The organism is Pseudomonas putida, from assembly GCF_016406145.1.
GTDB classification, from domain to species: Bacteria; Pseudomonadota; Gammaproteobacteria; order Pseudomonadales; family Pseudomonadaceae; genus Aquipseudomonas; species Aquipseudomonas putida_E.
Map to the genome: position 1 here is coordinate 3,627,094 of NZ_CP066306.1, position 24,426 is coordinate 3,651,519.

Annotated in this window: 30 protein-coding genes; 22 read left to right on the plus strand and 8 right to left on the minus strand. The window is 62.5% G+C overall.

Annotation, left to right across the window (positions count from 1 at the left end; genetic code table 11):
• The first annotated feature begins 417 nt into the window (after positions 1–417).
• From JET17_RS16645 to JET17_RS16685, 9 genes are all read left to right on the plus strand, one after another.
• Entirely contained in the window at positions 418–1,155 is a 738-nt protein-coding gene (locus tag JET17_RS16645; protein ID WP_012315125.1) for a hypothetical protein, read from the plus strand.
• A gap of 113 nt (positions 1,156–1,268) precedes the next feature.
• Complete coding sequence (locus tag JET17_RS16650) at positions 1,269–1,484, plus strand: AlpA family transcriptional regulator (RefSeq protein WP_012315126.1); 216 nt, start codon at positions 1,269–1,271, stop codon at positions 1,482–1,484.
• Between the two features lie 2 nt (positions 1,485–1,486).
• Complete coding sequence (locus JET17_RS16655) at positions 1,487–2,377, plus strand: ParA family protein (RefSeq protein WP_012315127.1); 891 nt, start codon at positions 1,487–1,489, stop codon at positions 2,375–2,377.
• 3 nt (positions 2,378–2,380) lie between these two features.
• The gene (locus JET17_RS16660) at positions 2,381–3,880 is read left to right on the plus strand and encodes a ParB family protein (protein ID WP_012315128.1); all 1,500 of its coding nucleotides are present in this window, start codon (positions 2,381–2,383) and stop codon (positions 3,878–3,880) included.
• Between the two features lie 16 nt (positions 3,881–3,896).
• Complete coding sequence (locus tag JET17_RS16665) at positions 3,897–4,448, plus strand: DUF2857 domain-containing protein (RefSeq protein WP_012315129.1); 552 nt, start codon at positions 3,897–3,899, stop codon at positions 4,446–4,448.
• The gene (locus JET17_RS16670; RefSeq protein ID WP_012315130.1) at positions 4,442–5,659 is read left to right on the plus strand and encodes an STY4528 family pathogenicity island replication protein; all 1,218 of its coding nucleotides are present in this window, start codon (positions 4,442–4,444) and stop codon (positions 5,657–5,659) included. The genes JET17_RS16665 and JET17_RS16670 overlap by 7 nt, the downstream gene beginning before the upstream one ends.
• 151 nt (positions 5,660–5,810) lie before the next feature.
• Entirely contained in the window at positions 5,811–6,566 is a 756-nt protein-coding gene (locus tag JET17_RS16675) for a PFL_4669 family integrating conjugative element protein (protein ID WP_012315131.1), read from the plus strand.
• Positions 6,563–7,057 carry a DUF3158 family protein gene (locus tag JET17_RS16680; protein WP_012315132.1) on the plus strand — a complete coding sequence of 165 codons (495 nt, stop codon included), beginning with the start codon at positions 6,563–6,565 and terminating at the stop codon, positions 7,055–7,057. The genes JET17_RS16675 and JET17_RS16680 overlap by 4 nt, the downstream gene beginning before the upstream one ends.
• 5 nt (positions 7,058–7,062) lie before the next feature.
• A complete protein-coding gene (locus tag JET17_RS16685) occupies positions 7,063–7,491 on the plus strand; it encodes a single-stranded DNA-binding protein (protein WP_012315133.1) in 429 nt (142 codons plus the stop codon).
• Positions 7,492–7,585: 94 nt separating this feature from the next.
• Here JET17_RS16685 and JET17_RS16690 read toward each other — a convergent pair whose 3' ends face one another.
• Positions 7,586–7,813 carry a hypothetical protein gene (locus JET17_RS16690; RefSeq protein ID WP_012315134.1) on the minus strand — a complete coding sequence of 76 codons (228 nt, stop codon included), beginning with the start codon at positions 7,811–7,813 and terminating at the stop codon, positions 7,586–7,588.
• A gap of 140 nt (positions 7,814–7,953) precedes the next feature.
• Here JET17_RS16690 and JET17_RS16695 point away from each other — a divergent pair, with 140 nt between their 5' ends.
• From JET17_RS16695 to JET17_RS16755, 13 genes are all read left to right on the plus strand, one after another.
• Positions 7,954–8,298, plus strand: coding sequence for a helix-turn-helix domain-containing protein (locus JET17_RS16695; RefSeq protein WP_012315135.1), 345 nt, complete (start codon positions 7,954–7,956; stop codon positions 8,296–8,298).
• 97 nt (positions 8,299–8,395) lie between these two features.
• Positions 8,396–10,363 (plus strand): DNA topoisomerase III, encoded by a 1,968-nt coding sequence (locus tag JET17_RS16700; RefSeq protein ID WP_012315136.1) that lies wholly within the window; start codon positions 8,396–8,398, stop codon positions 10,361–10,363.
• A 741-nt stretch (positions 10,364–11,104) separates the two neighbouring features.
• Positions 11,105–11,635, plus strand: a complete 531-nt coding sequence (locus JET17_RS16705; protein ID WP_012315137.1) for an STY4534 family ICE replication protein — start codon at positions 11,105–11,107, stop codon at positions 11,633–11,635.
• A 67-nt stretch (positions 11,636–11,702) separates the two neighbouring features.
• A complete protein-coding gene (locus JET17_RS16710) occupies positions 11,703–11,960 on the plus strand; it encodes a hypothetical protein (protein WP_012315138.1) in 258 nt (85 codons plus the stop codon).
• A 67-nt stretch (positions 11,961–12,027) separates the two neighbouring features.
• Positions 12,028–12,522 (plus strand): JAB domain-containing protein, encoded by a 495-nt coding sequence (locus tag JET17_RS16715; RefSeq protein WP_012315139.1) that lies wholly within the window; start codon positions 12,028–12,030, stop codon positions 12,520–12,522.
• A 65-nt stretch (positions 12,523–12,587) separates the two neighbouring features.
• Complete coding sequence (locus JET17_RS16720; protein ID WP_012315140.1) at positions 12,588–13,304, plus strand: hypothetical protein; 717 nt, start codon at positions 12,588–12,590, stop codon at positions 13,302–13,304.
• Positions 13,305–13,434: 130 nt separating this feature from the next.
• On the plus strand, positions 13,435–13,950 hold the full coding sequence (locus tag JET17_RS16725; RefSeq protein ID WP_012315141.1) for a PilL N-terminal domain-containing protein: 516 nt from the start codon (positions 13,435–13,437) through the stop codon (positions 13,948–13,950).
• On the plus strand, positions 13,947–14,618 hold the full coding sequence (locus JET17_RS16730) for a hypothetical protein (protein WP_012315142.1): 672 nt from the start codon (positions 13,947–13,949) through the stop codon (positions 14,616–14,618). The genes JET17_RS16725 and JET17_RS16730 overlap by 4 nt, the downstream gene beginning before the upstream one ends.
• A 10-nt stretch (positions 14,619–14,628) precedes the next feature.
• Positions 14,629–15,348: a TIGR03759 family integrating conjugative element protein gene (locus JET17_RS16735; protein WP_012315143.1), complete on the plus strand. Its 720-nt coding sequence runs from the start codon at positions 14,629–14,631 to the stop codon at positions 15,346–15,348.
• On the plus strand, positions 15,330–15,884 hold the full coding sequence (locus JET17_RS16740) for a lytic transglycosylase (protein WP_012315144.1): 555 nt from the start codon (positions 15,330–15,332) through the stop codon (positions 15,882–15,884). The genes JET17_RS16735 and JET17_RS16740 overlap by 19 nt, the downstream gene beginning before the upstream one ends.
• Entirely contained in the window at positions 15,881–16,300 is a 420-nt protein-coding gene (locus JET17_RS16745) for an integrating conjugative element protein (protein WP_012315145.1), read from the plus strand. Before JET17_RS16740 ends, JET17_RS16745 begins: the two co-directional genes overlap by 4 nt.
• Positions 16,301–16,309: 9 nt before the next feature.
• Complete coding sequence (traD, locus tag JET17_RS16750) at positions 16,310–18,433, plus strand: type IV conjugative transfer system coupling protein TraD (protein ID WP_012315146.1); 2,124 nt, start codon at positions 16,310–16,312, stop codon at positions 18,431–18,433.
• 38 nt (positions 18,434–18,471) lie between these two features.
• Positions 18,472–19,200, plus strand: a complete 729-nt coding sequence (locus tag JET17_RS16755) for a TIGR03747 family integrating conjugative element membrane protein (protein ID WP_042111569.1) — start codon at positions 18,472–18,474, stop codon at positions 19,198–19,200.
• 9 nt (positions 19,201–19,209) lie between these two features.
• Here JET17_RS16755 and JET17_RS16760 read toward each other — a convergent pair whose 3' ends face one another.
• The 7 genes from JET17_RS16760 to JET17_RS16790 form a co-directional block, all read right to left on the minus strand.
• The gene (locus JET17_RS16760; RefSeq protein WP_042111570.1) at positions 19,210–19,473 is read right to left on the minus strand and encodes a hypothetical protein; all 264 of its coding nucleotides are present in this window, start codon (positions 19,471–19,473) and stop codon (positions 19,210–19,212) included.
• Positions 19,474–19,576: 103 nt separating this feature from the next.
• A complete protein-coding gene (locus tag JET17_RS16765; protein WP_012315148.1) occupies positions 19,577–20,119 on the minus strand; it encodes a cytochrome b in 543 nt (180 codons plus the stop codon).
• A 167-nt stretch (positions 20,120–20,286) separates the two neighbouring features.
• Positions 20,287–21,651 carry an ATP-binding protein gene (locus tag JET17_RS16770; RefSeq protein WP_012315149.1) on the minus strand — a complete coding sequence of 455 codons (1,365 nt, stop codon included), beginning with the start codon at positions 21,649–21,651 and terminating at the stop codon, positions 20,287–20,289.
• On the minus strand, positions 21,648–22,310 hold the full coding sequence (locus JET17_RS16775) for a response regulator (RefSeq protein ID WP_012315150.1): 663 nt from the start codon (positions 22,308–22,310) through the stop codon (positions 21,648–21,650). The genes JET17_RS16770 and JET17_RS16775 overlap by 4 nt, the downstream gene beginning before the upstream one ends.
• A gap of 2 nt (positions 22,311–22,312) precedes the next feature.
• On the minus strand, positions 22,313–22,954 hold the full coding sequence (locus JET17_RS16780; protein ID WP_012315151.1) for a hypothetical protein: 642 nt from the start codon (positions 22,952–22,954) through the stop codon (positions 22,313–22,315).
• Positions 22,951–23,757 (minus strand): SDR family oxidoreductase, encoded by an 807-nt coding sequence (locus JET17_RS16785; protein WP_012315152.1) that lies wholly within the window; start codon positions 23,755–23,757, stop codon positions 22,951–22,953. The genes JET17_RS16780 and JET17_RS16785 overlap by 4 nt, the downstream gene beginning before the upstream one ends.
• Positions 23,744–24,424 carry a TenA family transcriptional regulator gene (locus JET17_RS16790; RefSeq protein ID WP_012315153.1) on the minus strand — a complete coding sequence of 227 codons (681 nt, stop codon included), beginning with the start codon at positions 24,422–24,424 and terminating at the stop codon, positions 23,744–23,746. Before JET17_RS16790 ends, JET17_RS16785 begins: the two co-directional genes overlap by 14 nt.
• Positions 24,425–24,426 lie beyond the last annotated feature (2 nt).

Here is a 24,426-nt window from a genome sequence, read left to right on the forward strand (position 1 = left end):
AGCGACCATCTCGTTCCCGAGCCTGGCGACAGCGGAGAACCAATCCTGTAACGAACATTGGCCGTCCTTCATGAACCCCACTGCGCGTAATAATGGAAAAGCTCAAGCTCGAGTGAGCAGGGATTTGGGGATCTGCAGCCCATCTTAGATCTGAGTCTCTCGGCAACCGCTGTCAAGAGTAAGACTTTGAGAATAGGGATTTGTCTCCCCCCTCAGCACAGTATTCATAAGCCGCCACAGCTCAGGCGCGGCGAAACCTGTCGCTCCCAAATGCCCTCCATCGAACAAACTCAAAAAAGCATTGTCATGATCAATGGATCCGAAAATGGTTTTTCGGAACCCGGCTCGCTAGACAGGGGCCAAAGCAACAGCCCCCGCCAGCGATTTCAGGAGAAACGCAGCAGGAGGCTGTGTGCCATGATCTCGATAAGAAGCTCGTACCACCCGATTGATGCCGCAATTCTGTGGTGTGGCCTTTCAGAGTATGAAGAAGAGATTCTGCAGGTGGAGTTTTCCCACCCTGGCAGCCTGCGAAAGCAATTCTCGCAGTGGCCGGGTCTACACGACCATCTCGAGTGCATCTACGACGCCATTCTCAGCGGCGAATTGCCCGCCACCTACCTGGGGCAGCCGATCACTTCGGATAGCATTGTCCACCGAGTGTACTACTCCGTTCGGCGCGCCGATCTACTGCTCTGGTTCTTACGCAGCCAGCCCGATCAGAAGCCCGCCTTCCTGTTTACCCAAGACGTTGACCACTCAGGATGCGTCAGCCTGAATGCGCATTTAGCCAAGCAAGCCGAGCTCGACTATGCCCTGCATACAATTGAGCAACTGCAACAAACCTATACTGCCGCCACTGATGAGATGGCATCCCTGTCCGCGCTTAACGACAAACTGAAAGCGCGACTCGAGTCGCTTGGCATCCCGTCTGAGACTTCGGAAGCTATGCACGACACGCTGATCGGCGCCATGCTCGCGACCACGCTCGGGAAAAACCCAAACGGCAAGCAGCAGTCGATCTACTCCAGTCAAGCAGCACTGGTCCAAGCCATCCTGCTGCGTTTTCCAGGAGTGGATGGCCTGAGCAAAAGTACCATTGATCGGCGATTTGCCGACGCGCGCCGTCTTATAGCCCAGGTAAAACGGGGCTGACGCCGCATTGTCAGGCAATGCTCGGCATTGCCTGACAATGTTTTTCACCCTGTTCCGACCTTCACTGACTGTCACTTCCCACCACGCGCCACCCGGCGCTACGGAGTGACATCATGCAATCGACCAACCCTGCCCCTCTGCCAGTCAACCGTCACATCATGCGCCGCGATGAAGTGGAGCAAAAAACCGGCTTCAAACGCTCGCACATCTACAACCTGATGAAGGCCGGCCAGTTCCCACAATGCCGGCGCATCGGGACGCGCGCCGTCGGTTGGGACTCACTGGAAATCGAACAATGGGTCCAGGACCGGCTGTCCACGGGAGAGTGACCATGGACGTCCTCTCACTTATTTCGACCAAGGGCGGCGCAGGCAAGACCACCGTCGCCGCCAACCTGGGCGGTGTGCTCGCCGATGCCGGCCTTCGCGTTCTACTGCTCGATCTGGACAGCCAACCAACGCTGTCCAGTTACTTCGCCTTGGGCGAGTCCCGGGAGGGCGGCAGCTACGAGCTCATTGCCCAACGGCTCACGGCGCATGAGCAGGTCATCTCCACCACCGTCATTCAGCACCTCGATTTGATCGTCTCCAACGACCGCGCCGGACATATCAGCACCCTGCTGCTTCACGCGGCCGATGGCCGACTACGACTGCGTAACCTGCTGCCTGCCTTCGAGGATCATTACGATGTGCTGATCATCGACACCCAGGGCGCACGCAGCGTGGTGGTGGAGATGGTCATCCTCGCCTCCGCTTGCGCTCTGTGCCCGGTCCCACCGGAAATGCTTGCCGCGCGCGAGCTGCGTCGCGGTACGCTTGGCCTGTTCGAAGAACTGGAGCCCTACCGCTACTTAGGCGTTGCCTTGCCGTCGGTGAAGCTGCTGCTCAACCAGGTAAACGCCAATCGCCGCGATACCCGCTTGATCATCCGGAGCCTGCAAGCCTCTTTTCAGGATGACCCGCATGTCAGCGTCTGTAGCATGGTGATTCCCGACCGCGTGGCTTATCCGAATGCCGCCTCGCTCGGCTTGCCTGTGCACCGGGTAGAACCAGTTCCACCGCCCGGCAGCCGCAGCCCTTGTGCCGCCGAGATCATGCGCGGCTTGGCCATTGAGCTGTTCCCACAATGGGCCGAGCAGCTCGGTACTCACGCCGCGCCTGTAGCTGGCCGCCCGGCCACTGCCGAGCGCCAGGCTGATCCATCGCGGCTGACCGGAGAATGAGTGATGAAGCCGCCAACCTCCGAAGACATCACGCGCCAACTGCAGCAGTCGCACTTTCCGCAGAAACACGGACGCGACCTCACAGCAGTCCCCGTTGGCGATACACCGATGGTAGTCAGTCTCGAGCAACTGCGGCCCTACGAGCTCAACCCGCGGGTGGTGCGCAACCCGCTGTATGAGGACATCAAGGCCTCGATCCGCGAGCGTGGCCTGGATCAGCCACCCTCCATCACCCGCCGCCCCGATGAACCGCACTTCATCATCCGCAACGGCGGTAACACTCGCCTGAGCATCCTCGGCGAGCTGTGGCAGGAAACGCGCGAAGAGCGATTCTTCCGTATCCATTGCCTGTTCCGCCCTTGGCAATCGGAAGCGCATGCCTTGCTCGGTCATCTGGCCGAGAGTGACCTGCACGGCCAGTTGACGTTTATCGAGCGGGCGCTGGCCGTGGCGAAGCTCCAGGACATGTTTCAGCCCAGCGACGCCCACCTCACCCAGCGCGAACTCGCGACGCGCTTGAGTGAGGGTGGCTACCCCATCTCGCAGTCACACATCAGCCGCATGTTCGACGCACTCGAGCACCTGCTACCCGTCATCCCGCAGGTGTTGTACGCGGGCCTGGGCAAAAACGCCATCGGGCGCCTTATCAGCTTGCGACGGCGGGCTGAGGCTATCTGGAACCGGTACTTCGGCAGCCCCGAGCAGTTCCCGCTGCTGTGGTTTGAAGTGCTGTCAGCGTTCGACGGTGAAAAGCCCGAGCTGGATTCCAGTGAGCTGCAGGACGAATTGATTGCCAAGATGGCAGCGAGCCTGGAACAGACACCTCGCCTGTTGGCTCTGGAGCTCCACCAGGGGCAACGTCCGCCGCTTTCAGCCCTGTCTGAGGATTCCCCTGCGGCCTCGCCAACACCTGTCCATGCGCCGGGAAGAAAGACCACGGCGCCCAAGCCAGAGCCTGCAGAGCCCCTCCAGCCACTGCAGGCACCACGCTTACCCGATATACGCCAAGCACTGCGTGAAGAACCGTTGCCTGAAAAGCACCAGGAAGAGCTCGAGGATACTCCGAGCCCGATCGGCTCAGCACCGTCATGCTCCGGGTCGCTGGACGATATCAGCGACTTGCGCGCGAGCTGCGCCGCCCTAGCCGCAGACCTTGCCGCTTACGCAGACGCCAGCGACATGGTCAGCCCGATCGTGGACGGCCTGGGCTTCACGCTTTCACCGGGGCATGGCGAGCGACTCAGCTCGCGGCGCACCGGTATCCAGCTGCTGCTCTCGGCCCTGCTGCGCCTGCAGGACGACGTGGCTTGGAAGGAACGTCAGCAGTTGCCGGCAGCGCTGTTTGGTCAGCTGCTGATCGGCGTCTACGACCTGCCCTTCACCGACCGCCCAGCCCTGACGGTGGGCCTTGAACGGCTTCCTGATGACCAGCTGGAGCAGCTGTTCACGCTGATCCGCCACGCCCGGCAGTTGATCGAACTGACGCTGTCGTCCACTCGATAACGTGAGGAGCCACCTCATGAGCACCACTTTCAATCTGTTGAACCATGCCATGTTGAACCAGGTGCTGCATGAGCTGCGCCATGGCAGGTTACAGCGCTGCAAAGCCTTGGGCCTGGCCGATGAAGACATTGAGGTGCTGCAGTCGCTGCCGCCGACCACCTTGTCTCACCTGGCGCACTCTTCGATCGCCTGGGTCGAAGTAAAGGTCGACATTACCGTGTTGCGCCGTCTGATCGTTCAGGCCGAACGGGACGAACAGAACGAGCGATTGATCAATCGTGCGCTCAAATTGGGCGCGAGCTCCACCATCATGTACCGCTGCTTTGGCCTGGACCATTCGGAGACCGCGTTGCGCCGCCGTGTGCTGAAGATCGAGACGCACCGCGGTCGACCGGTCCAACTCAGTGAAGCGCAGGAGCATGCCGTGTGGAATCGCTGGAGCCAGTTGCGCACGGAAGATCCGGACAACGATCCGCTGGACACCATGATGATGCTGGCCGAGGAGCAACACATCAGCCTGACCCTGGTCTGGCAACAGGTCGAACTGTACGGAGGCACACCATGCTGAGCTTTTACGAGGTCGACTGGCAGGACGTGGTGCGTCAGTGCTACGACGCCCTTCGGCGCCGAAATGAGTGGTACGCAGCGAACGGCAAACTGGTTGTCCCCACCGAGGAGCCCGCGGTGCGGACGATCTACTACGGCGACAACAACCCGCTGCCGCAGACCTTGCTGCTGGATCGCCGGCTGACGCCACTGGAGCGCAACACCTGGCAGGTACTGCGCTGGCTGATCACCGAAGGTAAGGTCAAGACGCCACGCTACCGGGACCTGCAGCCCTACCTGGCGACCAGTCCCTGCGGTACCCAGGCCTCGCGGGAAACCATCGCCCGGGCGCTCAATGTCCTGCGCACCACCCGCTGGCTCAGTTTGGTGGAGCGCTCACGCGATGCCAACGGCTGCCTGCGTGGTTGCGTCTATGTGCTGCACGGTGATCCGTTGACCGCGACCGAGCAACTGGAGCTGGACAGCGGCTATGCGGCGCTGCTGCGACAGAACCTCTCTCATGCCACCAAAGGGGTCCGGGACGTGGCGAAGCATGTGATCGCGGAAATCCAAGCGGACCCGCAGGTAGCTCAGATAGACAAAGACAGCCTCGGCTCGCTGCCGCTAGTCCAACAGCAAACACTGCCGCTGATGAACGATGAAACAAAGACAGAGGATCCCGAACCTGGCGCACTCGACCTCGTTCGGGATTCTCCGGCTGGCGCAACAGATTCCGAACCCTGCGGCAATGCAGCGGATTTGGCTGTGGTTCGGAATGCCGACGCTGGCCGTACAGTACAGAAAGACCAAAGCAAAAAAAGTACGGTACTGGGGCAGGTGGAGTTCGGTCGAGCGCGATGGCCCGAAGATTTACCACTGAACCCGAACGAGCGGCGCATGGCCTCCCAGGCAATGCGTCAGCTCGAGCCGGAACAGCAACAAGCGGTGATCAATGAAGCGGCGGTGCGCTGTGCCCGCGGTGAGATCCGAAAACCCGTCGCGTACTTGATGGGTTTGATCAAGCGCGCCTGCCAGGGCGAGTTCACCCTGTGGGCCGCGCGTACCGAGGATGAAAAATCTACAACCCCTCCCTCACGCACAGCCAAGCCTGCGTCGGAAAGTCCGCCCCGCGAGCGATCCAAGCGCAGCGGTCAGCGCACCGCGTCGCCACTTGCCCTCTCCTGCCTGGAGGAACTGAAACAACGCTGCCGAGGGATCACTGCGGCTACATAGGGCTGGAACTCAATGGATCTAATGTCGATGCCATCGATTCCAGGGGGATCCACTCTCGGGAAAATGCGAGCAATCCACCTTCAGGTAGATCCGCATCGCCAGCCAAGGATCGGCCCATCGTCGGCGTCATTCCGACGGCGAGGTACTGGCGATGGTCGATCACTACCAACTCAACCTGGGCTCCCTGCGCAGCAGCATCACCCTGACCCTGCACACCCACCATGCGGCACGCCTGTGGCAGGGGCGCAGCGGTCGCGACGGGGTACATCCGATTCTCGGAATGCCCGGTTACATCAGTGTCACCAACCTGCTCAAGCAGGCCTGCAGCCAAGGCGATCCGTACGCGGACTGGTTCATGCTGCAGCTGGAGGAAAAGCTGCTGCAGGCCAGGTTAGACATGGCCGCGCTGACGCAGCAAATGAGCCGAGTGGAACGAGCCCTGCCCACGCAGGTCGATGTCGGTGACAACCTCAATATCCACCCCGTCACCCTGCCGCTGTTCATCGGCAGCCAGCTGGGCTTTCTCGCGATCTACCTGCTCACCGACTACGACACCCTGGTCCGGCGGGTGCTGCTTGCCCACCACACGGCGCTGATCGGCCGGGGCGACATGGAGTCCTGGATCGATGGCGGCGCCCATCTGCTGCGCAGCCTGTTCGGCCTGGCGCAGCGCTACCGCCTGGCCGGGGTGAGCCGCGACGACATGGCCGCCAACAACGCCCGCGCCCGCGAAGCCATCGACAAGTTCGGCACCCTGCCGCAGGACATTCTCGAAGGGACACGCCGCTCCCAGTTCGCCCCGCCAATCGCCCGCAGCAAAGCGCCGTCCGAGATCGAAGGCCCTAATCCGGCCGAAGGTGAGGAACAGCCCACAGCCGACACCCCGAACGACGGGGGTGAGGCATGACCCTGGCTGAAGCCATCGCCCGGCGTTTGTCAGCCGATGCCTATCGCGAGTTCGCACAAGGTGCCTCCCTAAAAGGCCTTTTAAAGCCTTTTAAGGGTAAGGGGGAGCTGCAGCAGTTCGCCGAGACGATCCTGCATCTGCGCACCCAAGTCGCCGAGTTGATGGCGGTGATGCTGGCGATCATGGCCCAGCCACCCTTCTCGTTGCTGGACCTGCGACTAGTCGTCCAGCACAGCGCGACGGGCACCGATTTCCTGCGCTGGCGCAGCCCGGATTTTCTGCGCATGGGCGTGCAGGTGTGGCAGGAGGCGGTGGTTCAGCCGCGTCTGCACCCTGAGCTGCGGCAGGCGCTGTATCAGCTGGAGAGCAATCGCGTGGTGCTGAACCTGCAGATGAGCAGCCTGCAGTCGCTGTATCGCCAGGCCATCACTGGTGCCAGCAAGCTCGAGGCCGCCGAGCTCGTCCTAACCCGTTCCCCCACCGAGGAGTAACCCGCATGAGCACTTTGTTTGTTGGTGAAGGCAACATCGGCAGCGTGCCGGAGTATCAGGAGTTCAACACCAACCCGGATGAGCCGCGGCGCCTGCTGCGGCTGAATGTCTATTTCGACAACCCGGTACCGCGTGAAGGTGGCTACGAGGATCGCGGCGGCTATTGGGCGCCCGTCGAGCTCTGGAACCGTGACGCCGAACACTGGGCCACGCTGTACCAGAAAGGCATGCGCGTTCTGGTTGAAGGGCGCACGGTCAAGGAGGAATGGGAGGACAGCGAGGACAACGCCCGCGTGACGTTCAAGGTGGAGGCGCGGCGCATCGGTATTCTGCCGCACCGCCTGGCCTCGGTGACCATGCGCGAGAAAGCCAGCGATAACGCCAATAGTTCGCGTAAAGGGGGTGGCAAGAAGGCACCACGCAAGTCCGGGTAAGTGCGTGGTACTCAGTGGAATCGCCGCCTGCAGCGCGGTACCACTGAAACGATGCAGACAGCTAGGCGGGCAACACCGGCTGCTGCCGTTTGATTCACTCTCGCCGGAAGCTCTTGCGCCGCTCATGTTCCAGCATTTGCTTCACTTCCGCCAAGTACTGGTCTAGGGCAAGGAATGCCCGCCAGTGCAGTGGACTCTCCTGAACCCAGGCGACTAGCCGGGCCCGAGCCTGCTCCTTGTCCGGTTCCAGATGGGTGGCCATGAACAGCTCATAGGCCTTGATCGCTAATGCATCTGCCTCACTCTGGTGGGTTCCGTGCAAGTTGTTGCCTCCGTGGTGACGGTCGAGTCATCCATCTTTTTCTGGTGATACGCCTCATAGAGTTGTTAGTCAACCTTCTGAGTCGTTCATATCTTTGGGTTGCTGTTCGACCATATAAGTCGAATTGGAGAGCGCCCCCATTGCCCGTGAAAGAGCCTAGCCCACATCACATTGGTCGCCAGTTGGCGGCTTACCGCCGTGCCTGCCGCCTCACTCAGGCGAAGGTGGGTGAGTACCTGAAGATTTCCGGGGAAGCCGTATCGCGCCTCGAACGAGGCGAGGTTGAGCTTTCCGTAAGCAAGTTGCTGAAATTGGCCGACCTGTATGGCTGCCCTGCCGATGAGTTGCTGCTGGCTATCAGCCCCCGCCCCCAGGATCAGGGCCAGCAGATCACGTCGATCATCAAGGAGCTGGGTGAAGCGGATAAGCAGTTCGCCCTGGAGTTTCTGCAAACGCTGGCGAACCACCTCGCACAACGCAAGTAACACCCGCCAGTCGATATGAACGCGGCACCTTCGGATTTACCCTGGCGCTTCGCAACCACACCCCCACCCTGTCGGTACCCACCGAGAGGGCACGTGTATGCGCCTGTTCATCTGCGAGAAACCTTCCCAAGCCCGCGACATCGCCCGGGTGCTGCAGGCCAGCCGCCGCGGTGATGGTTGCCTGACGGGTCAGAACCTCACCGTCACCTGGTGCGTCGGTCATCTGCTGGAGACCGCGCCTCCTGAAACCTATGGCGATTACAAACGCTGGTCGCTGGACGACCTGCCGATCATTCCCAGCCGCTGGCAACTGGTGGCCAAACCCAAGGTCGCTGGCCAGCTGAAGGTGATCAGCCAGCTGCTGCGCACTTGCAGCGAAGTGGTGATCGCCACCGACGCCGACCGCGAAGGCGAGATGATCGCCCGGGAGATTCTCGAACGATGCCAGTATCAGGGGCCGATTCTGCGCCTGTGGCTGTCCGCGTTGGATGAAACATCGATCCGTCGAGCCTTGAGCGCATTGCGCCCGGGGGAGCAGACCTTGCCGCTGTACCACTGTGCACTCGCCCGCTCCCGTGCCGATTGGCTGGTCGGCATCAACTTGAGCCGGCTGTTCACGCTGCTCGGCCGCCGCGCTGGCTTCGATGGCCTGCTGCCGGTGGGACGTGTGCAAACCCCCACCTTGCGCCTGGTGGTCGAGCGCGACCGGGCGATCGCCAGCTTTGTGCCGCTACCATTCTGGACCGTCGATGCGCACCTGGAACAGGACGGGATCCGTTTTCACGCGCGCTGGCAGGCCCCGAACGCGGTCAGCGATGCGGTTGGACGCTGTATCGACGAAACCGCCGCGCAGCAGGCGCTCAGGCGCCTCACTCAAGCTGGCAGCGCACAGATCGACAGCGTCGAGGTCGAGCGGGTGCGGGAAGGTCCGCCACTGCCGTTCGACCTGGGCACGCTGCAGGAGATCTGCTCGGCCAAGCTCGGACTCGGAGCACAGGAGACCCTGGCCACTGCCCAGGCCCTGTACGAGACCCACAAGGTGACGACCTACCCGAGAAGCGACTGCGGCTACTTGCCGGAGAGCATGCTCGATGAGGTGCCGCGCGTCCTTCACGCCTTGGCCGCCGCCGCACCATCGCTGGGGGAAATCCTCAAGGAGGTCGACCCCAGCCGCCGCTCCCGTGCCTGGAACAGCAGCAAGATCACCGCGCACCACGGCATCATTCCCACCGCCGTCACGCTGGATTTGGCGCAGCTCTCCGAGCGCGAGCGTGCGGTTTACACGCTGATTCGCGCACGCTACCTCGCGCAGTTCATGCCCGAGCACGAGTACCTGAAAACCCAGGCGCAGTTGCACAGCCAGGCAGATCACCTGGTGGCGCGCGGCAAACAGATCCTGGCCCGCGGCTGGAAGGCAGTGATCAACGAGGCCGACGGTAACGAGCCGGCCGAACAGGCGCAGCGATTACCCACGTTGCGTGAATCCGCGACGGTGGCGCTGATCGACGCCACCCTCAACGCACAGCGCACACAACCGCCCAAGGCCTACACCGAAGGCACCCTGGTCAGAGCGATGAAAACCATCGCCAACCAGGTGGCTGATTCGCGGCTCAAGCAGAAGCTCAAGGACAGCTGCGGGCTCGGTACCGAGGCCACCCGCGCGGCCATCATCCAGGGCCTGATCGATCACGGTTACCTGACCAAGAAGAAACGCAGCCTGGCTGCCTCCGCGGCGGCGCATACCTTGATCGAAGCGGTGCCACCAGAGGTGGCCGACCCGGTCATGACCGCACTGTGGGAGCAGGCGCTGGACCGTATCGAGTCGGGCCAACTGAGCGTCGAGACCTTTCTCGCCAAGCAGACAGAATGGCTGACTCGACTGGTGCGCAGTAACGCGACGCTCACCCTGCGCCCGCCCCCCAGCAAGGGGCCCTTCTGCCCGGTCTGCCGCAGCGCCATGCGCCAACGCAAAGGTCGCACCGGCAGCTTCTGGTCGTGTATCCGCTACCCCGAATGCAAGGGCACCAAACCGGTGGCAAAAACCAAGCGGGCGAAAAACACATGACTTGACGGCACACCACAGCGCTGGTGTAGTGATCTGGCCCCTCGCCGCTTGGCGACCAAGACCGATTCGCTCCGGGCAGCTCGGTCAGACTCCTAGAGTTCGGAGCCACACTTCAGCACATCTGCGGATGACTTCTCAGCGTTCCAAGTCTCCCAGGAGGATGACCCGTGCGACTTGTATCAAGCCGTAGGGGTCATCCGCTTCGGCGACGATGCTCAGCTCCGGTGCCCGCCGGCGAAACACTGGGCACCTTTTGTGCGCGGATGCGTGCCAGTTGATTCCGACCCAGGCCACGACAAGGGTCGGTTGATCCAGGTGGATCGGCAGTGGAGCTCTGCGACGGACTCCGGTGCCACATCGCCGGGTCAAGGGTGGTCCAACTCCTCCTAGCCTGATGACCGTCGGGCTATTTTTTCGCCGCCAACAATCCACCGAAAGCCACCCGATTCCGCCCGCTCAGAGCGCCTGAGGACCAGGGTTGACGGGCCTTTCATGGCGTTTTATAGATGAGCTGCACACCGCTGTCGTTGACAGCACCCAGGTAGCCAGGACCTTCAAGGCTACGCCCGTTTCGGGTGGTTCTCCCCCAAAGTGCGACTCGCGCTCGGCAGCTCGCACGGTCACCGTCCCATCGGTGATGAGCGCCTTCTCGACCGATCATGTGTTTGCACCTCCCCTTGCGGAACTCACCAGCCGCCAGGGCCGGTGGATGTCCGCGTTCTGCTGAACAGGAGCTCCATCATGACTACTGCAAGCAATAACGCCCCCACCACCTACTTCAACCTGCACACCCAAGGCATCGGTTACCTGAACCGAGTTCGCGAAGTCCCGGTTCGCCGCGGCCAAGCGTTCATGGCCTGTGACATCGCTGCCTTGCACGGTGCCTCGGACGACGTCGAGTACACCCGCTTCGACTGCAAGGTCGCCAGCGGTGAAGCCGACCGGCTGATCCGTGAACACCTGGAAGACGTCCGCGCGGAACGCAAGGTCCTCATCGCGTTTCGCATCGGCGACCTCTGGGTCGATCCGTTCATGTACGAGAAAGGCGAACGCAAGGGGCAACCCGGCGCCAGCCTCAAAGGCCGACTGATCTTCATCGAGTGGATCAAAGTCGATGGCCAATTCAGCTACCGTGCGCCAGCTCGCACCGACACCGCCGCCCCTGAGGCTGCTGAATCAGCAGAGTCGGAACCGGCTGACGGTGACGCTGACCAAGGCCAGCCAACCCCACCCGCTGCACGTAAATCCACCGCCGCACGTCAATCTGCCTAAGGCAGGTTGGCCGCTCGCAGCAGGCGCTCTCATGAGCGCCTGTTGTTCATTCACATCGGAGGTCGCCATGGAAAGCTTCTGGCTCTGCGAGGACTGCCTGCAGGCGGTCGCCTACGACGATTTCAGTGCGCTGTCGCTGTACTACAGCGAGGCTGAAATCGAACACCGCATTGCTCACATGCGCGCACAACTGCAGGCCCTGCTACCGCTGAGCGCCGATTTCGATCCGCATACCGGCGCCGGTATCGAAACCTTCTCCATGCAACCGTGCGTGGGCTGCCAAAGCCCGCTGCATGGCACGCGACATCGCTTCACGCGCCTTTGATCACACACCTAAACCAGCCTGGGGCACGCCCCCAGGAGGGCGCTCCATCTCTCACGAGGAATTGCCCATGAACACTGCCTTGAACCTGGTCGATCCGCTCGATCCCGTACTGGCCCAACGCGCCCGTGAGGACGCGCTGATCACCGGGGCCCTGCAGCTGCTGGACCAGCGTCACTTCCAGCGCGGCGAGGTGCTGATAACCCCCGCCGATGCTGCGGCCTACTTGAAACTGCAACTCGCCCCCTACCACCACGAGGTGTTTGCCCTGCTCTGCCTGGACTCGCGCCACCGTGTGCTGAGCTTCGACATCCTCTTCACCGGCAGCATTGATGGTGCCTCCGTGTATCCCCGCCAGGTGGTCATCAAGGCCCTCGAACGCAATGCCGCCGCCGTGATCTTCAGCCACAACCACCCCTCCGGTTGCTCTGAACCGAGCGGCGCCGATCGGGTACTCACCACCCGCCTGACCGAGGCTTTGGCCCTGGTCGAGGTGCGTGTCCTGGACCACATCATCGTCGGCGAAGGAACCCCGCTTTCGTTGGCCGAGTACGGCTGGATGTGACAGCCCACCTTGCCTTTGAGGTCACCGCCCGTTCGGGGTGGCCTCGGCGCTTCCGGAGAATCACCATGCACCCTTCCCTGCCCAATCCGTTTCTTCGCGGTTTCCAAGACCTGCGCTATGAGCGCGTCCTGCAGATCAGCTATGCCGACGATTGCCTACCGTGCTACCGCACGCTGCACCCGGCTCAGAACCAGCTGCCCGATGAAGCCATCAACCTGCAGCCGTGCCTGTTCGATGACGACGTCGCGGTGATCACCGATGGTGTGTGCGTACCCGAGTTTCTGCGCATGCACTGCCCGGCCGATGGCCTGGTGAACACGGTGCTCTACCAGATCCTGGGCAATCAGCTCGGACGCTCGATGCATATCGGCGACCTCGGCAACGTCGAGGCTGCGCGTAACCTGATCGAGCAACTGTCCTTTGCCACCGGACACTACAGCCGCAGTTGGGAGATCAGCAGCGCGCACCTCCCCGCAGACGAGTTCGAGTTCCTGCAGGTGTGCACCTGGTGCAATTCGCCAGCGGGCTTTTTCGAGTGCTTCGAGCTCAACAGCAACCATGCCATGGGGTGCAAGCTGTACTCGACACCGTGGGTAGCGACACATGAAGCCAGCAGGATCGGCTGGAGCGCCAGCGAAGTCTGTGCGCGCATGCGCGATGACCATGTCCCGCCGGTGCTGCTCCAGCTGCTGATGCTGGCAGGCCAGGCAGACACCCGCCTGCTGATCTTTGACCCTGACGCCGCACCACTGGCGGAGCTACCGCTATTCACTGAAGACTGACCAAGGCGCCCTCCCGGGCGCCTTTTTTGTGGTAGCCGGCTGTAAAGCTTGCTGGCCAGATTCGGTTTTCCAGTGGGGACTCGACTCACGCCTTCGCCATCGTATAGGCAACATTTGTCGAGACACGGTCATGCACACACCCACACTCTCCACCTTCGGACTGATGATCGCCCTGGCGGGCTGCAGCACGCCGCCACCGCCTCCGGCCCCGGCTCCCGTAGCACCACCCGCATTACCGGCGGTATTGCCAAAGCCGAAAGGCCAGCTGCCGGGTTGGGTGCGCCAGGACCGTTACACCCTGGTCACCACCCGGCCAACGCTGGAGCAGCGCCAGCCGCTGTATCAATTGGTCAACGTACAAATTACGCCAGCCCTGCATGCCACCGTCGGTGAAGCCCTGCACCACGTGCTGCAACGCTCAGGCTACGCGCTGTGTGCCGATAGCGCTGCGGTGGATCGCTTGTTCCGTCGCCCTCTGCCCGCGGTACAGCACCGGCTCGGACCGATCTCGCTGCTGGACGCCCTGACCATCATCGGCGGCCCGGCCTGGCGACTCGACATCGAACCGGTCGAACGGACCGTGTGCTATGTCCTGCGCGTGCCTTCGCCCGCGCCCCCCTTTTCGACCCTGGAGCTTACGCCATGAAGGTCCTTCATTTTCAGGCCCTGGTGGTCGGTGCCCTGTGCCTGAGCGCCGCCGTGCTCGCCGCCGAAACCTACAACCATCATCAGCAATTGGCCGAGCTTCAGGCTGCCGCCCGCAATGCCCCGGCCGATCCAGCACCAGCCTTACGCCGCGATATCGATGCGTTGGCCGATAAGCTCACGACGCTACAACCGCAGGTCGTGGCGCTGGGCGAGTCGCAAGGTCGACACACCACGGCGCAGGTCGCCCTCGGCCAGCAGCAGGATGAGCTGGCCGCCTCGCTCAAGACGCTCCAGGCAGCACCGCCAGGTCCAAGCCGCACCGATCTGAAGGCGCTGGAACATCGGCTGGCCACGGCAGAGGCGACGTTAGAGAAATTGTCGGCACGCCTTGCTGTGCCTACGGCCGACACCACGCAGCCAAAGGCCTCAACCAGTGAAAAAGCCAAGGCCAAGCCTCTAGCCCCGCCCTTCACCCTGCTGGGTATCGAGACCCGAGGTGAAGTCAGGTTCGTGTCCGCCCTGCCTGCTGGTGCGCACTCGCTGAAAACTGTGCACTTGCTACAGCCCGGCGACAGTTTGAACAGCTGGCAGCTACGCGCGATCCGCGCGGATCAGGTGGTGTTCCATGTCCCGGGGCATGGCGACCACACACTGCCACTGCCGTGACGAGGTGCGTATGACTCGGCTCTCCATTCTCTCGCTCATCCTGCTCCCCGGCTGCCTGTTTGCAGGACTGGCGTGGAGCGCGCCCAAGCTGGTCGACTCGGCCCCGCAGTTCAGCGAACAGACGCCGCTAGATCGGCAGGCATCCGCTGCGGCTCGGGCCAAGGCCTGGGGGCTGACCGAGGATGAGTGGGCCAAGTTCGAGCGCCTGCAGGCTGGGCCCCGCCTCTATTGGTCGCCGCAGCTCGACCCACTCACCACCCTCGGTGTGGAGGCCGACTCGGACCAGGAACGGCAACGCTACGCCGAGCTGCAGGTCCGTCTCGAGGCCAAGCGCGCCGAGCGCGAGTTGGCCTACCAGAAGGCCTACACCGCCGCCTGGGCACGCCTGTTCCCTGGGATGCTGCCCGTACAGGGTATGGCCGACGATTCTGCGGCTACCGCTGCCGGCCGCTTTGCCCTGTTTGTGGAAGAACGCTGCCCGCCCTGCGTCTCCAACACCCAGCAGTGGCTGCATGGCGGCGCGCGCCTCGATGTGTACCTGGTCGGCAGCCAGGGTGACGATGGGCGTCTACGCCAGTGGGCACGCGATGCCGGTATTACCCCCGCCCAGGTCAGCAGTGGCCAGATCACCCTCAACCATGACCGCGGCCGCTGGTTCGCCCTGGGCGCCAGCCGCCCCTTGCCAGCGCGCTTCCAGCAGGTGGACGGCAAATGGCAGCGTATCGACTGATCCTGGCGCTGGCCTTGACCGGCACTACGGCCGTTCATGCGGGCTCGCTGCCGCCGCCGGCGTATCAACTGGCCGCCGAGCGCGCTGGCATCCCAGCGTCAGTGCTGTTCGCCATCGCCCTGCAGGAGAGCGGTACGCCGCTGCGGGGTCACCTCATGCCCTGGCCTTGGACCTTGAATGTCGCCGGCACACCGCTGCGCTTCGCCCGCCGTGATGAGGCGTGTGCTGCACTCAAGCAGGCGCTGATCCGCCACGACCCCAAGCGCATCGATGTCGGGCTGGGGCAGACCAACCTCGGCTACCACCTGGACCGCTATCACAGTGCCTGCGAGGCCCTCGATCCACGCGCCAACCTGGCTGTGACTGCCGAGCTGCTGCGCGCCCACTATGCCGACAGCGGTGACTGGGTCGTGGCGGCAGGCCGCTATCACCGTCCTGCCGGCGGTAAACCCGCAGCGCAGTACCGCCGACAGTTCAGCCAGCACTGGCAGCGGGTTCAGGCAGTTGTGGGATCTCCGAGAGGGCCACGGCCATGAACCGTCGGCGCTGGGTAACGCTGTGTATTTGTCTCTGGTGGACGGTTGGCGCGCTCGGTGCCCCCAGCCAGCTACCCGATCCCCGCGCGCTGACATGGGCCCTGCCCGTACACAGCACACGCCTGTCACCCGGTGCCGTGTCGCCAAGGACATTGAAGCTGCCAGGGTTCACGCCGCTGTTCCTGGTCGGGCACGACGCCGCCTCTCTGGAATGGTTGGCCAAGCATGCGCAGACCCTGCAGGACCTGGGCGCCAGCGGCCTGGCGGTTGAAGTGGCCGACGCCCCAGCCTTGCGCCGCATCCAGGCGGCAGCCCCGGGGCTGGACATCTGGCCGGTGAGTGGTGACGACATCGCCGAACGCCTGGAGCTGGAGCACTACCCGGTGCTGATCACGCCCACCGGCCTGGAACAGTGAGGGTGCACCATGACCGAACATGCGATGGAGTCCCTGCTGCGCCCTGCGGTGGAACTGTACACCGTGGGCATCTGCGCCGGTGCCGGCGCGCTGTGCCTGCATTCGCCCTGGGCGGTGGCGCTGTCGCCCGAGGTAGGCGCAGGCATGGCCCTGGCCTATACCGCATTTGGCCTGAAGCGGCTCAATGAGGCGCGGATCGTCCTGCGCTACCGGCGCAATATCCGCCGCCTGCCGCGCTACTCGCTGACCAGCCGACAAATTCCGATCAGCGGCAAGCGCCTGTTCATGGGCCGCGGCTTTCGCTGGACCCGCCTGCACACCCAGCGTCTGCTCGAAGCACAAGACCCAGCGCTGGCCCGCTACGTCAATCAATCGGCCGCCCACCAATGGGCGCGGCGGATGGAACACCTGCTGGAGAAGGCCCCGCCCGGGCTGTCACTGCTGCCTCGCCTGACCGCCTGGGACAGTCCACTCAATCCCGTGCGTCCGCTGCCGCCTGTGGGTGGCTCGCCATTGCTGCACGGCGTCGAGCCTAAGGAACAGGAAGCCGGCTTGCCACTGGGCGAGCGCGTCGGCCACACCCTGGTGCTGGGGACCACGCGGGTCGGCAAGACGCGCCTGGCCGAGGTGTACATCACCCAGGACATTCATCGACCAAGCCAGGAGGTGGTGATCGTCTTCGATCCCAAGGGCGATGCCGACCTGCTCAAGCGCATGTACGTGGAAGCGCGGCGCGCCGGCCGTGAGCAAGAGTTTTACGTTTTCCACCTAGGCTGGCCGGAGATCTCCGCCCGCTACAACGCCATCGGCCGCTTCGGCCGCATTTCCGAAGTCGCCACCCGCATCGCTGGCCAACTGAGCGGCGAAGGCAACTCGGCCGCATTTCGCGAGTTCGCCTGGCGCTTCGTCAATATCATCGCCCGGGCGCTGATCGAGCTCGGCCGGCGCCCTGACTACCTGCAGATTCAGCGGCACGTGGTGAACATCGATGCGCTGTTCATCGAGTACGCTCAGCACTTCTTCGCCCGCCATGATCCGCAGGCCTGGGAAGCAATCGTGCAGATCGAAGGTCGCCTGAACGAGAAGAACATACCGCGGCACATGATCGGTCGGGAAAAGCGCGTGGTCGCCATCGAGCAGTACCTGACTGCCAAGCGCATTTTCGATCCGGTGATGGACGGCCTGCGTTCGGCAGTGCGCTACGACCGCACCTATTTCGACAAGATCGTGGCCTCGCTGCTGCCACTGCTGGAAAAACTCACCAGCGGCAAGACCGCGCAACTGCTCGCCCCCAACTACACCGACCTCGACGATCCGCGGCCGATCTTCGACTGGCTCCAGGTCATCCGCAAACGCGGCATCGTCTACGTTGGCCTGGACGCGCTGTCCGACGCCGAGGTGGCGGCTGCCGTCGGCAACTCGATGTTTGCCGACCTGGTTTCGGTCGCTGGCCATATCTACAAACACGGCATTGATCACGGCCTGCCTGGATCCTCCAGCGCCGCGGACAAGGTGCCGATCAACCTGCACGCCGACGAGTTCAACGAGCTGATGGGTGACGAATTCATTCCGCTGATCAACAAAGGTGGTGGCGCCGGAATTCAAGTCACTGCCTACACCCAGACCTTGAGCGACATCGAGGCGCGTATCGGCAACCGGGCCAAGGCCGGCCAGGTCATCGGCAATTTCAATACTCTGCAGATGCTGCGGGTGCGGGAAACCGCCACCGCAGAACTGCTGACCAACCAACTGCCCAAGGTCAACGTGCAGACCCGCACGCTGGTCTCCAGCGCGACAGATACTGCCGATCCTGATGCCCGCACCGACTTCACCTCTTCCTCGCAGGATCGAGTCACCACCACTTCGGTACCACTGATTGAACCCGCGCACATCATCGCCTTGCCCAAGGGGCAGATGTTCTCTTTCCAGGAGGGAGGACAATTGTGGAAGGTGCGTATGCCCCTACCGAAGCCGGCCAGCGACGATGCGATGCCGGCGGATCTGCAGGCCCTAACCGCACGCATGCGCGAATCCTACAACGCCAATGCGGGGAGTTGGTGGAGCACCACCGGCGGTGCTCCGACGGTCGATTTCGATCCCGAGATGCCTCCACCCGGACGCCGGCACTCCTAATGAACGCGTCGTGAGCAACCGAGGACTGTGGAGCCCCTATGCCGCCCCCCCCAGCTAGCCCACCTGCTCCACAGCGAAGTCCTGGACTCATCTTGGGCATGCTCGAGCTGTGTCTGCGGCTGCTCGGCCTGCTGTTCGCTTCGCTGTTTTTTTCCATCGTGCTGGAGCTGGTGGGCATGCTCTGGTTCTGGCCCGAGCAGGGCTGGCATCACAGCCATGCCATGTGGCTAAGCGAATTGGGCTGGCTCAGCAATCACTTCAAGAGTTCGTTGCTCGTGCAAGAACCGGCGCAAGCGACCGCCAAGGTCCTCGAACAGCTGAACCACTGGTTCGTGGTGCGCTCTGGTTGGGCGCAATCCGATACCCAGCTGAAACTGCTCAGTCGAGAAACGTCAATGCAGGGGCAGTTCGCGCAGGTCTACGTTGTGATGCAGGACTACCTGCTGGCGGCCCTGTTTACAGTATTTACTTTCGTAGTGCGTCTAGCCGTTTTGACCCTGGCCACCCCGCTGTTCTTGCTTGCGGTGATCACCGGCGCTGTCGATGGGCTTATGCGTCGCGACCTGCGCAAGTTCGGGGCAGACCGCGAAAGCAGCTTCGTCTACCATCGCGCAAAGAGGGCAATTTTCCCGCTGATGGTGAGCCCATGGGTGATCTATCTCTCTCTGCCTTGGACACTCAATCCTATATGTGTGTTGCTGCCTTGCGCAGTCCTACTTGGTTTCACGGTGGCGATCACCACTACGACGTTCAAAAAATATCTCTGATTAACTGTCCTAGCCCAAGTCTCGCCCCGCGTTTTTGCTGTCCCTTGTCGACTCTTGACTACTAGCGAGGTCAGCAGTTCTCTTCGAGATAGATTTCCCGCCTTTAGAAGAAGACTCACAAACTGGCCGAGTGATATTTTTCATCAGGCGTTCCTTTTGTTTTTCTTCAAGACGGCAGATCGCTTCTTTCCTCTCATCTTCTTGCTTTGACTCAACTGCTTCGGCGCACAAACGCAGCATTTCAGTAAACTTCTGGCGATCATCTTCGGTCATATGTTCACCCTCGTGCTACCGCCCGGAGCAAGAAAACAATGATAGACCTGTCGGGACACCTCTGCGTTCTGCACAAGCATCTTTAAGTAATGCAGGCCGCCAACTACAGTCCAGGCAGCATGCGCTTGAGGGTGTTGTCCTTGATCAAATAATGGTGCGCAAGCCCTGCACAGGCATGAAGCCCGATCAAGGCGTAGCCGGCGTTGCCAATGAGTTCATGCCAGTCCTTCAGCGTCCTGGCCAAAGCTGGATCGACAGGCAGCGGCGAAGGCAGAATCATGCCCCAGTACGGCAATGGTTTACCCTCAGCGCCCAGCATCAGCCAGGCCAACAGCGGCGTGACGATCATCAACCCATACAGGGCCAGGTGGGTGACGCTGGCCATCGCCGCCTGCCAGGCAGGTGGCTTGGGCAGAATGGGAGGACGAGGGCTAAGCCGACCGATCAGGCGTACCCATACCAATGCGAATACGGCGATCCCCATCAGCGCATGAATCCCAAGCAATGGGCTCTTCAGTGCACTCCCTCTCGGCAATGCGCCACGCAACTCGATGCAGGCATAAATGCCGATGAACAAGATGACCATGCTCCAGTGCATGATGATGGACAGTCGACCATATCGGTCAGTAGTTGAATCGCGCTTCATATCCATGGCCTCGCACAATTAGGGGGATATCCGTTGCCACAAGGCGCGATGGAGGAGCCATTCCCGGCAACCGGACAGTGTCAGGTTGCTGGCTCAAGCTTAAAGAAGTCTGAAGTCACCCGCGTCAGCTGCCGGCTGCATGGCCGTCAGCGCCTGGGCTGGAGCATTCAGCCCGTTGGAAAAAGCAAAGTGGCGGCTAGCCCGCCGCTTGCCCGGTTGTCCAGGCGCACCTGCCCGCCAAGCCGCTCTACGATGGTCGCTACGATGGAGAGCCCAAGGCCTGCACCATTCGGACTGTTACGGCTGTAAAAGCGCTCGAACACCCTCGACAGGCTCGCTTCATCGATACCTGGCCCCTCATCCTCGACGACCAGCTCGAAGTGATTGCCCTGGCGCCTGAGTGACACGGTGATACGTCCGGCAGGCGGTGAATGCTCTACCGCATTGGATACCAGGTTCTGCAAAGCGATACCCAGGGCGCCGGCATCGATTGCCAGGTGATGGTCGCCTTCACCGATATCCAGTGAAGGTTCCAGGCCACGGTCCAGTATCCATGGGGTCAGGTCAGCCAAGGTATCGGTGACCACCTCGGCCAAGTCGACCTGTGTGCTCGCGCGCTGCCCCAGCCGCGGCTCCACACGGGCGAGCGTGAGTAACTGATTGACAACCCGGGTGAGCCGGTCGACCCCGCCCATCAGAAAACCCAGCGCTTTCTGCCGCTCGGCATCGTTGCCGGCCTCCAGCGCGTTCTGCGCATGCAGACGCAGAACGGCCAGGGGGGTACGCATTTCGTGGGCGGCATCGGCGATGAACCGATGTTCACGCCGCAGCAGGTCCTCGATCTGTGCCAGCAAGCGATTGATGGCCGCTTGCATGGGCTCCAGTTCCGAGGGTAGCGGCACAAGTTGCAACGGTTCCAGCGAGTCGGCGTGGCGCCCGCGGATGACATCAGCCATGTTCTGCAAGGGCCGCAGCCCCCAGCCGATGGCGGCCCAGACCAACAGCGCCAAAGCCAGGCTACCGAGCAGGAACGGGAACAGGGTATGGCGGACGATGCGGTCGATCAGGTCGTAGCGGACATCGTCGCGCTCGCCGACCCAGATCACCCAGTGCCGCTCAGGTACCGGCAGCACGAAACCGCGCCACTGCTCACCAGCATTGGAAAAGTCATAGAACCCAGGTGTAGTCGGTGGCGGCTCGATGGTCGGTGCACTGGGGGTGTGCACCAGCAGGCCAGCGCCGTCCTGCCAAACCTGGAAGGCCAACTTGCTTTCATAGGGGTGGCCCACCTGGTGTCGCCCAGCTTTGCCCAAGGCATCGTTGAACGCCTGGTACAGCGCCTCACGCGCACCTTCCTGCACCGGCATGCTCATGACACCCTGCAGCAGGCGGGCGTTCTGGGCGAGATGGGCGTCATACACCTCGTTAATTTCGCGGCGGCTGTCTTGGTAGTTGTACAAGGCAAGCAAGCCGGTGCCGATCAGCAACAACAGCATCACCCGCCACAGGGTGCGTTGGCGCAGCGAGCTCATGCTTTGGCCTCGACCAGGTAACCAATACCGCGCACCGTGCGAATCAGGCCGTTGAACAGCTTCTTGCGCAGGTGGTAGATGTTCACCTCCAAGGTATTGCTCTCGGGCTCCTCGTCCCAGCCATACAGCAGCTGGGTCAGCCGTTCACGGGTGAATACCTTGCCGGGTTGCGCCAGCAGTTCGTGCAACAGCACGTATTCCTTCGGGGTCAGCACCACTTCAACGCCGTGGTAGTGAACCTGCTGGGTGGCCGGGTCGAGGCTGACCCCGGCATGTTCGATCAACACCTTGGCGCGCCCGGCGCTGCGCCGCAGCAAAGCCCTGAGGCGCGCCTTCAACTCGTTGAGGTCGAACGGCTTGACCAGATAATCGTCGGCACCGGCGTCCAAGCCGGTGATACGATCGTCGAGGGCGTCCCGTGCGGTGAGTATCAGCACCGGCAGGCTGTCACCACCGGCGCGTACCCGCCGCAGCAGTTCAATGCCATCCATACGGGGCAAGCCCAGATCCAGAATCACCAGATCGAAGGTCTCGTGCTGCAACGCATGCAAGCCGCTGACGCCATCACGCAGCCAGTCGAGGGTGTAGCCCTCCTGGCGCAAGCCGTCGCAGATCCCTTCCCCCAGTGCAATGTCATCCTCAACCAGCAACAGCCGCATGTTCAGTCCTGCTTGTCCTTGATGGCCTTGAGTAAAGCATCGATATCGGCACGCCGACCCTGATCGGCCAATTCACGCCCCGGCCGAGGCGGAGCCTGCAAGGCTTTCTGCAGGGCTGCAGTTGCTTCTGGGTAGTGTTTTTGTCGATACAGATGATCAGCCCAGAAATAGTTGCTGTCGATACCGCCGGGGTTTATCTCCAAGGCCTTGCGCAGCAGCTTGTCGGCCATCTGCGCATCGCCGAAACCGATCGGCCAACCGGGTACTTGGTCGTACAGTGTGCCCAGGCTGGTATAGGCCGAGCCCTGCAGGGCATTGGGGTCAAGTTTCATGGCTTGCTCAAGGCTGGCCTTCGCCGCCTTGACCTTGCTCAGTGCGCCAAGGCCGCCAGTGGCTCCCGCCCAGCTGCTGTTGATGATGCCCTCCCAGATCAGTGGCTCTGCTGTGCCGGGGTATTGATGAACGAATGCCGCCGCGTCACCTGCCAGTTTTTCGAACGCGTCGGCACGCTGGTCCTTGGGTAACTGGTACTGGATCTGCGCCCAGCGCTGTTGTAGATCGCTCAGGTGCTGCGTACCTGCCTGGTCCAGCGCCCAGGTGAAGGGGGCGAAGGCCAGCAAGCTGGCGATAAGCAGTCGCTTCATTTGATCGATTCCTTGGAATGGCTACCGATGTAGCGGCGGATGACAGGCAGTTGTTTGCGCAGTGCTCGGTCGACCACACCCGGCAACATGCCGTTGATGCGCACGAAGAGCTTTTCCGGCCAACCCAGGTACAGCTCGCTGCGCTCGGACTGCACCGCCTCGAGCACTGCACGGGCAACATCCGCCGGGTCGTCCATACCGACCTTCAAAGCCTGGTTGAGCGCTGTTGCAGCGCTGCTGTTCATTGCCGTGCGCGTTGCCCGGGGCGCTGCATAGAGCACATTCACCGTGGTATCGGCCAGCTCGCGGCGAAGCGCTTCCGAGAAGCCGCGCAACGCGAACTTGCTGGCGCAGTAGGTGGCATAGCCGGGGTAGCCGATCGAGCCGTAGGTGGAGCCGACATTGACCACCAACGCCTTGGGTTGGGCGCGCAGCAACGGCAGGCAGGCACGGGTCAATTGCAGAGGGGCCTTGAGGTTGATGTCCAGCAACTCGTCGAGCGCGTGCTCGTCCAGTTGGTCGAGCAAGGCGAAGCGGTTCACCCCGGCAGCGTTGATCAGCACATTGACGCCACCCATTTCGCGGGCCCGAGCGACCACCTGCTCGCGCCCCTCCTGGTTACGCAGGTCGGCGGTCTGCCAACGCAGCCGGTCCGGGTAGCGGTTCATCAGGCCTGCCAGCTTGCCCATGTGCCGGCTGACCGCCAGCACCCGGGCACCGGCTGCGCACAATTGTTCGGCCAGCTCCAGGCCGATGCCACCACTGGCACCGGTGAGAATCACCACGGATTCAGGCAAGCGCATGGCGCACCTCGTGCTGCCCGGCGCGTGGCAGGCTTTGGAACATCTCGGTGTACAGGCGGTAGACGACCTTGGCCGCGTGGATGACGGCTTGCTGGTCAGCGTCATCGTCGAGGCGGTCCATCAGCTGCTTGTAGGTCACCATGTGGTCCTGGTCGAGCGCACCATGGGAACTCAGGTAGCTGAAGGCGGTATCAGGCAGGGCAAGCGTGCCTTGGATGGTGCCCGCAGCCTGGGTGGCCAAGGCGATGCTGGTGCCTTCGAGCACATTGACCATGCCGAACAGCCCGACCGGGTTGCCGCGGGCGATCAAGTCGTAGAGGTAGGCGACCATCAGCTCGATCGATTGCGCTGGCCGACCATCACGCACGGCCTCCCAATTGCCGCCGCAGGCCTTGATGTCGTTGAGGATCCACTGCTCGTGGCCGTACTCCTCCTCGATGTATTCGCATACCGCGCCGCGCAGCCACTCCAGGCGCGAAGGCAGCCGCGCGCCACAAGCCATCATCAGCGGGACGGTATGGCGCACATGGTGATAGGCCTGGGTCAGGAAGGCGATGTAGCTGTCCAGGCTGACCTGGCCGGCCAGCGCGTCCCGGATGACCGGCACGGCGAACAGCGCCTGACGTTCCTGAGTAGTTTGTATTTGCAGGGTGTCGAAAAAGGACATGG

Bases quoted from the DNA above. Each gene is read 5' to 3' on its own strand.
- JET17_RS16780 (WP_012315151.1), bottom strand. From the start codon at position 22,954: ATGAAGCGACTGCTTATCGCCAGCTTGCTGGCCTTCGCCCCCTTCACC.
- JET17_RS16665 (WP_012315129.1), top strand. From the start codon at position 3,897: ATGAGCACCACTTTCAATCTGTTGAACCATGCCATGTTGAACCAGGTG.
- JET17_RS16725 (WP_012315141.1), top strand. From the start codon at position 13,435: ATGCACACACCCACACTCTCCACCTTCGGACTGATGATCGCCCTGGCG.
- JET17_RS16715 (WP_012315139.1), top strand. From the start codon at position 12,028: ATGAACACTGCCTTGAACCTGGTCGATCCGCTCGATCCCGTACTGGCC.
- JET17_RS16720 (WP_012315140.1), top strand. From the start codon at position 12,588: ATGCACCCTTCCCTGCCCAATCCGTTTCTTCGCGGTTTCCAAGACCTG.
- JET17_RS16680 (WP_012315132.1), top strand. From the start codon at position 6,563: ATGACCCTGGCTGAAGCCATCGCCCGGCGTTTGTCAGCCGATGCCTAT.
- JET17_RS16685 (WP_012315133.1), top strand. From the start codon at position 7,063: ATGAGCACTTTGTTTGTTGGTGAAGGCAACATCGGCAGCGTGCCGGAG.
- traD (WP_012315146.1), top strand. From the start codon at position 16,310: ATGACCGAACATGCGATGGAGTCCCTGCTGCGCCCTGCGGTGGAACTG.
- JET17_RS16655 (WP_012315127.1), top strand. From the start codon at position 1,487: ATGGACGTCCTCTCACTTATTTCGACCAAGGGCGGCGCAGGCAAGACC.
- JET17_RS16760 (WP_042111570.1), bottom strand. From the start codon at position 19,473: ATGACCGAAGATGATCGCCAGAAGTTTACTGAAATGCTGCGTTTGTGC.
- JET17_RS16755 (WP_042111569.1), top strand. From the start codon at position 18,472: ATGCCGCCCCCCCCAGCTAGCCCACCTGCTCCACAGCGAAGTCCTGGA.
- JET17_RS16745 (WP_012315145.1), top strand. From the start codon at position 15,881: ATGAACCGTCGGCGCTGGGTAACGCTGTGTATTTGTCTCTGGTGGACG.
- JET17_RS16790 (WP_012315153.1), bottom strand. From the start codon at position 24,424: ATGTCCTTTTTCGACACCCTGCAAATACAAACTACTCAGGAACGTCAG.
- JET17_RS16670 (WP_012315130.1), top strand. From the start codon at position 4,442: ATGCTGAGCTTTTACGAGGTCGACTGGCAGGACGTGGTGCGTCAGTGC.
- JET17_RS16675 (WP_012315131.1), top strand. From the start codon at position 5,811: ATGGTCGATCACTACCAACTCAACCTGGGCTCCCTGCGCAGCAGCATC.
- JET17_RS16645 (WP_012315125.1), top strand. From the start codon at position 418: ATGATCTCGATAAGAAGCTCGTACCACCCGATTGATGCCGCAATTCTG.
- JET17_RS16770 (WP_012315149.1), bottom strand. From the start codon at position 21,651: ATGAGCTCGCTGCGCCAACGCACCCTGTGGCGGGTGATGCTGTTGTTG.
- JET17_RS16660 (WP_012315128.1), top strand. From the start codon at position 2,381: ATGAAGCCGCCAACCTCCGAAGACATCACGCGCCAACTGCAGCAGTCG.
- JET17_RS16650 (WP_012315126.1), top strand. From the start codon at position 1,269: ATGCAATCGACCAACCCTGCCCCTCTGCCAGTCAACCGTCACATCATG.
- JET17_RS16740 (WP_012315144.1), top strand. From the start codon at position 15,330: ATGGCAGCGTATCGACTGATCCTGGCGCTGGCCTTGACCGGCACTACG.
- JET17_RS16775 (WP_012315150.1), bottom strand. From the start codon at position 22,310: ATGCGGCTGTTGCTGGTTGAGGATGACATTGCACTGGGGGAAGGGATC.
- JET17_RS16705 (WP_012315137.1), top strand. From the start codon at position 11,105: ATGACTACTGCAAGCAATAACGCCCCCACCACCTACTTCAACCTGCAC.
- JET17_RS16730 (WP_012315142.1), top strand. From the start codon at position 13,947: ATGAAGGTCCTTCATTTTCAGGCCCTGGTGGTCGGTGCCCTGTGCCTG.
- JET17_RS16735 (WP_012315143.1), top strand. From the start codon at position 14,629: ATGACTCGGCTCTCCATTCTCTCGCTCATCCTGCTCCCCGGCTGCCTG.
- JET17_RS16785 (WP_012315152.1), bottom strand. From the start codon at position 23,757: ATGCGCTTGCCTGAATCCGTGGTGATTCTCACCGGTGCCAGTGGTGGC.
- JET17_RS16710 (WP_012315138.1), top strand. From the start codon at position 11,703: ATGGAAAGCTTCTGGCTCTGCGAGGACTGCCTGCAGGCGGTCGCCTAC.
- JET17_RS16700 (WP_012315136.1), top strand. From the start codon at position 8,396: ATGCGCCTGTTCATCTGCGAGAAACCTTCCCAAGCCCGCGACATCGCC.
- JET17_RS16765 (WP_012315148.1), bottom strand. From the start codon at position 20,119: ATGAAGCGCGATTCAACTACTGACCGATATGGTCGACTGTCCATCATC.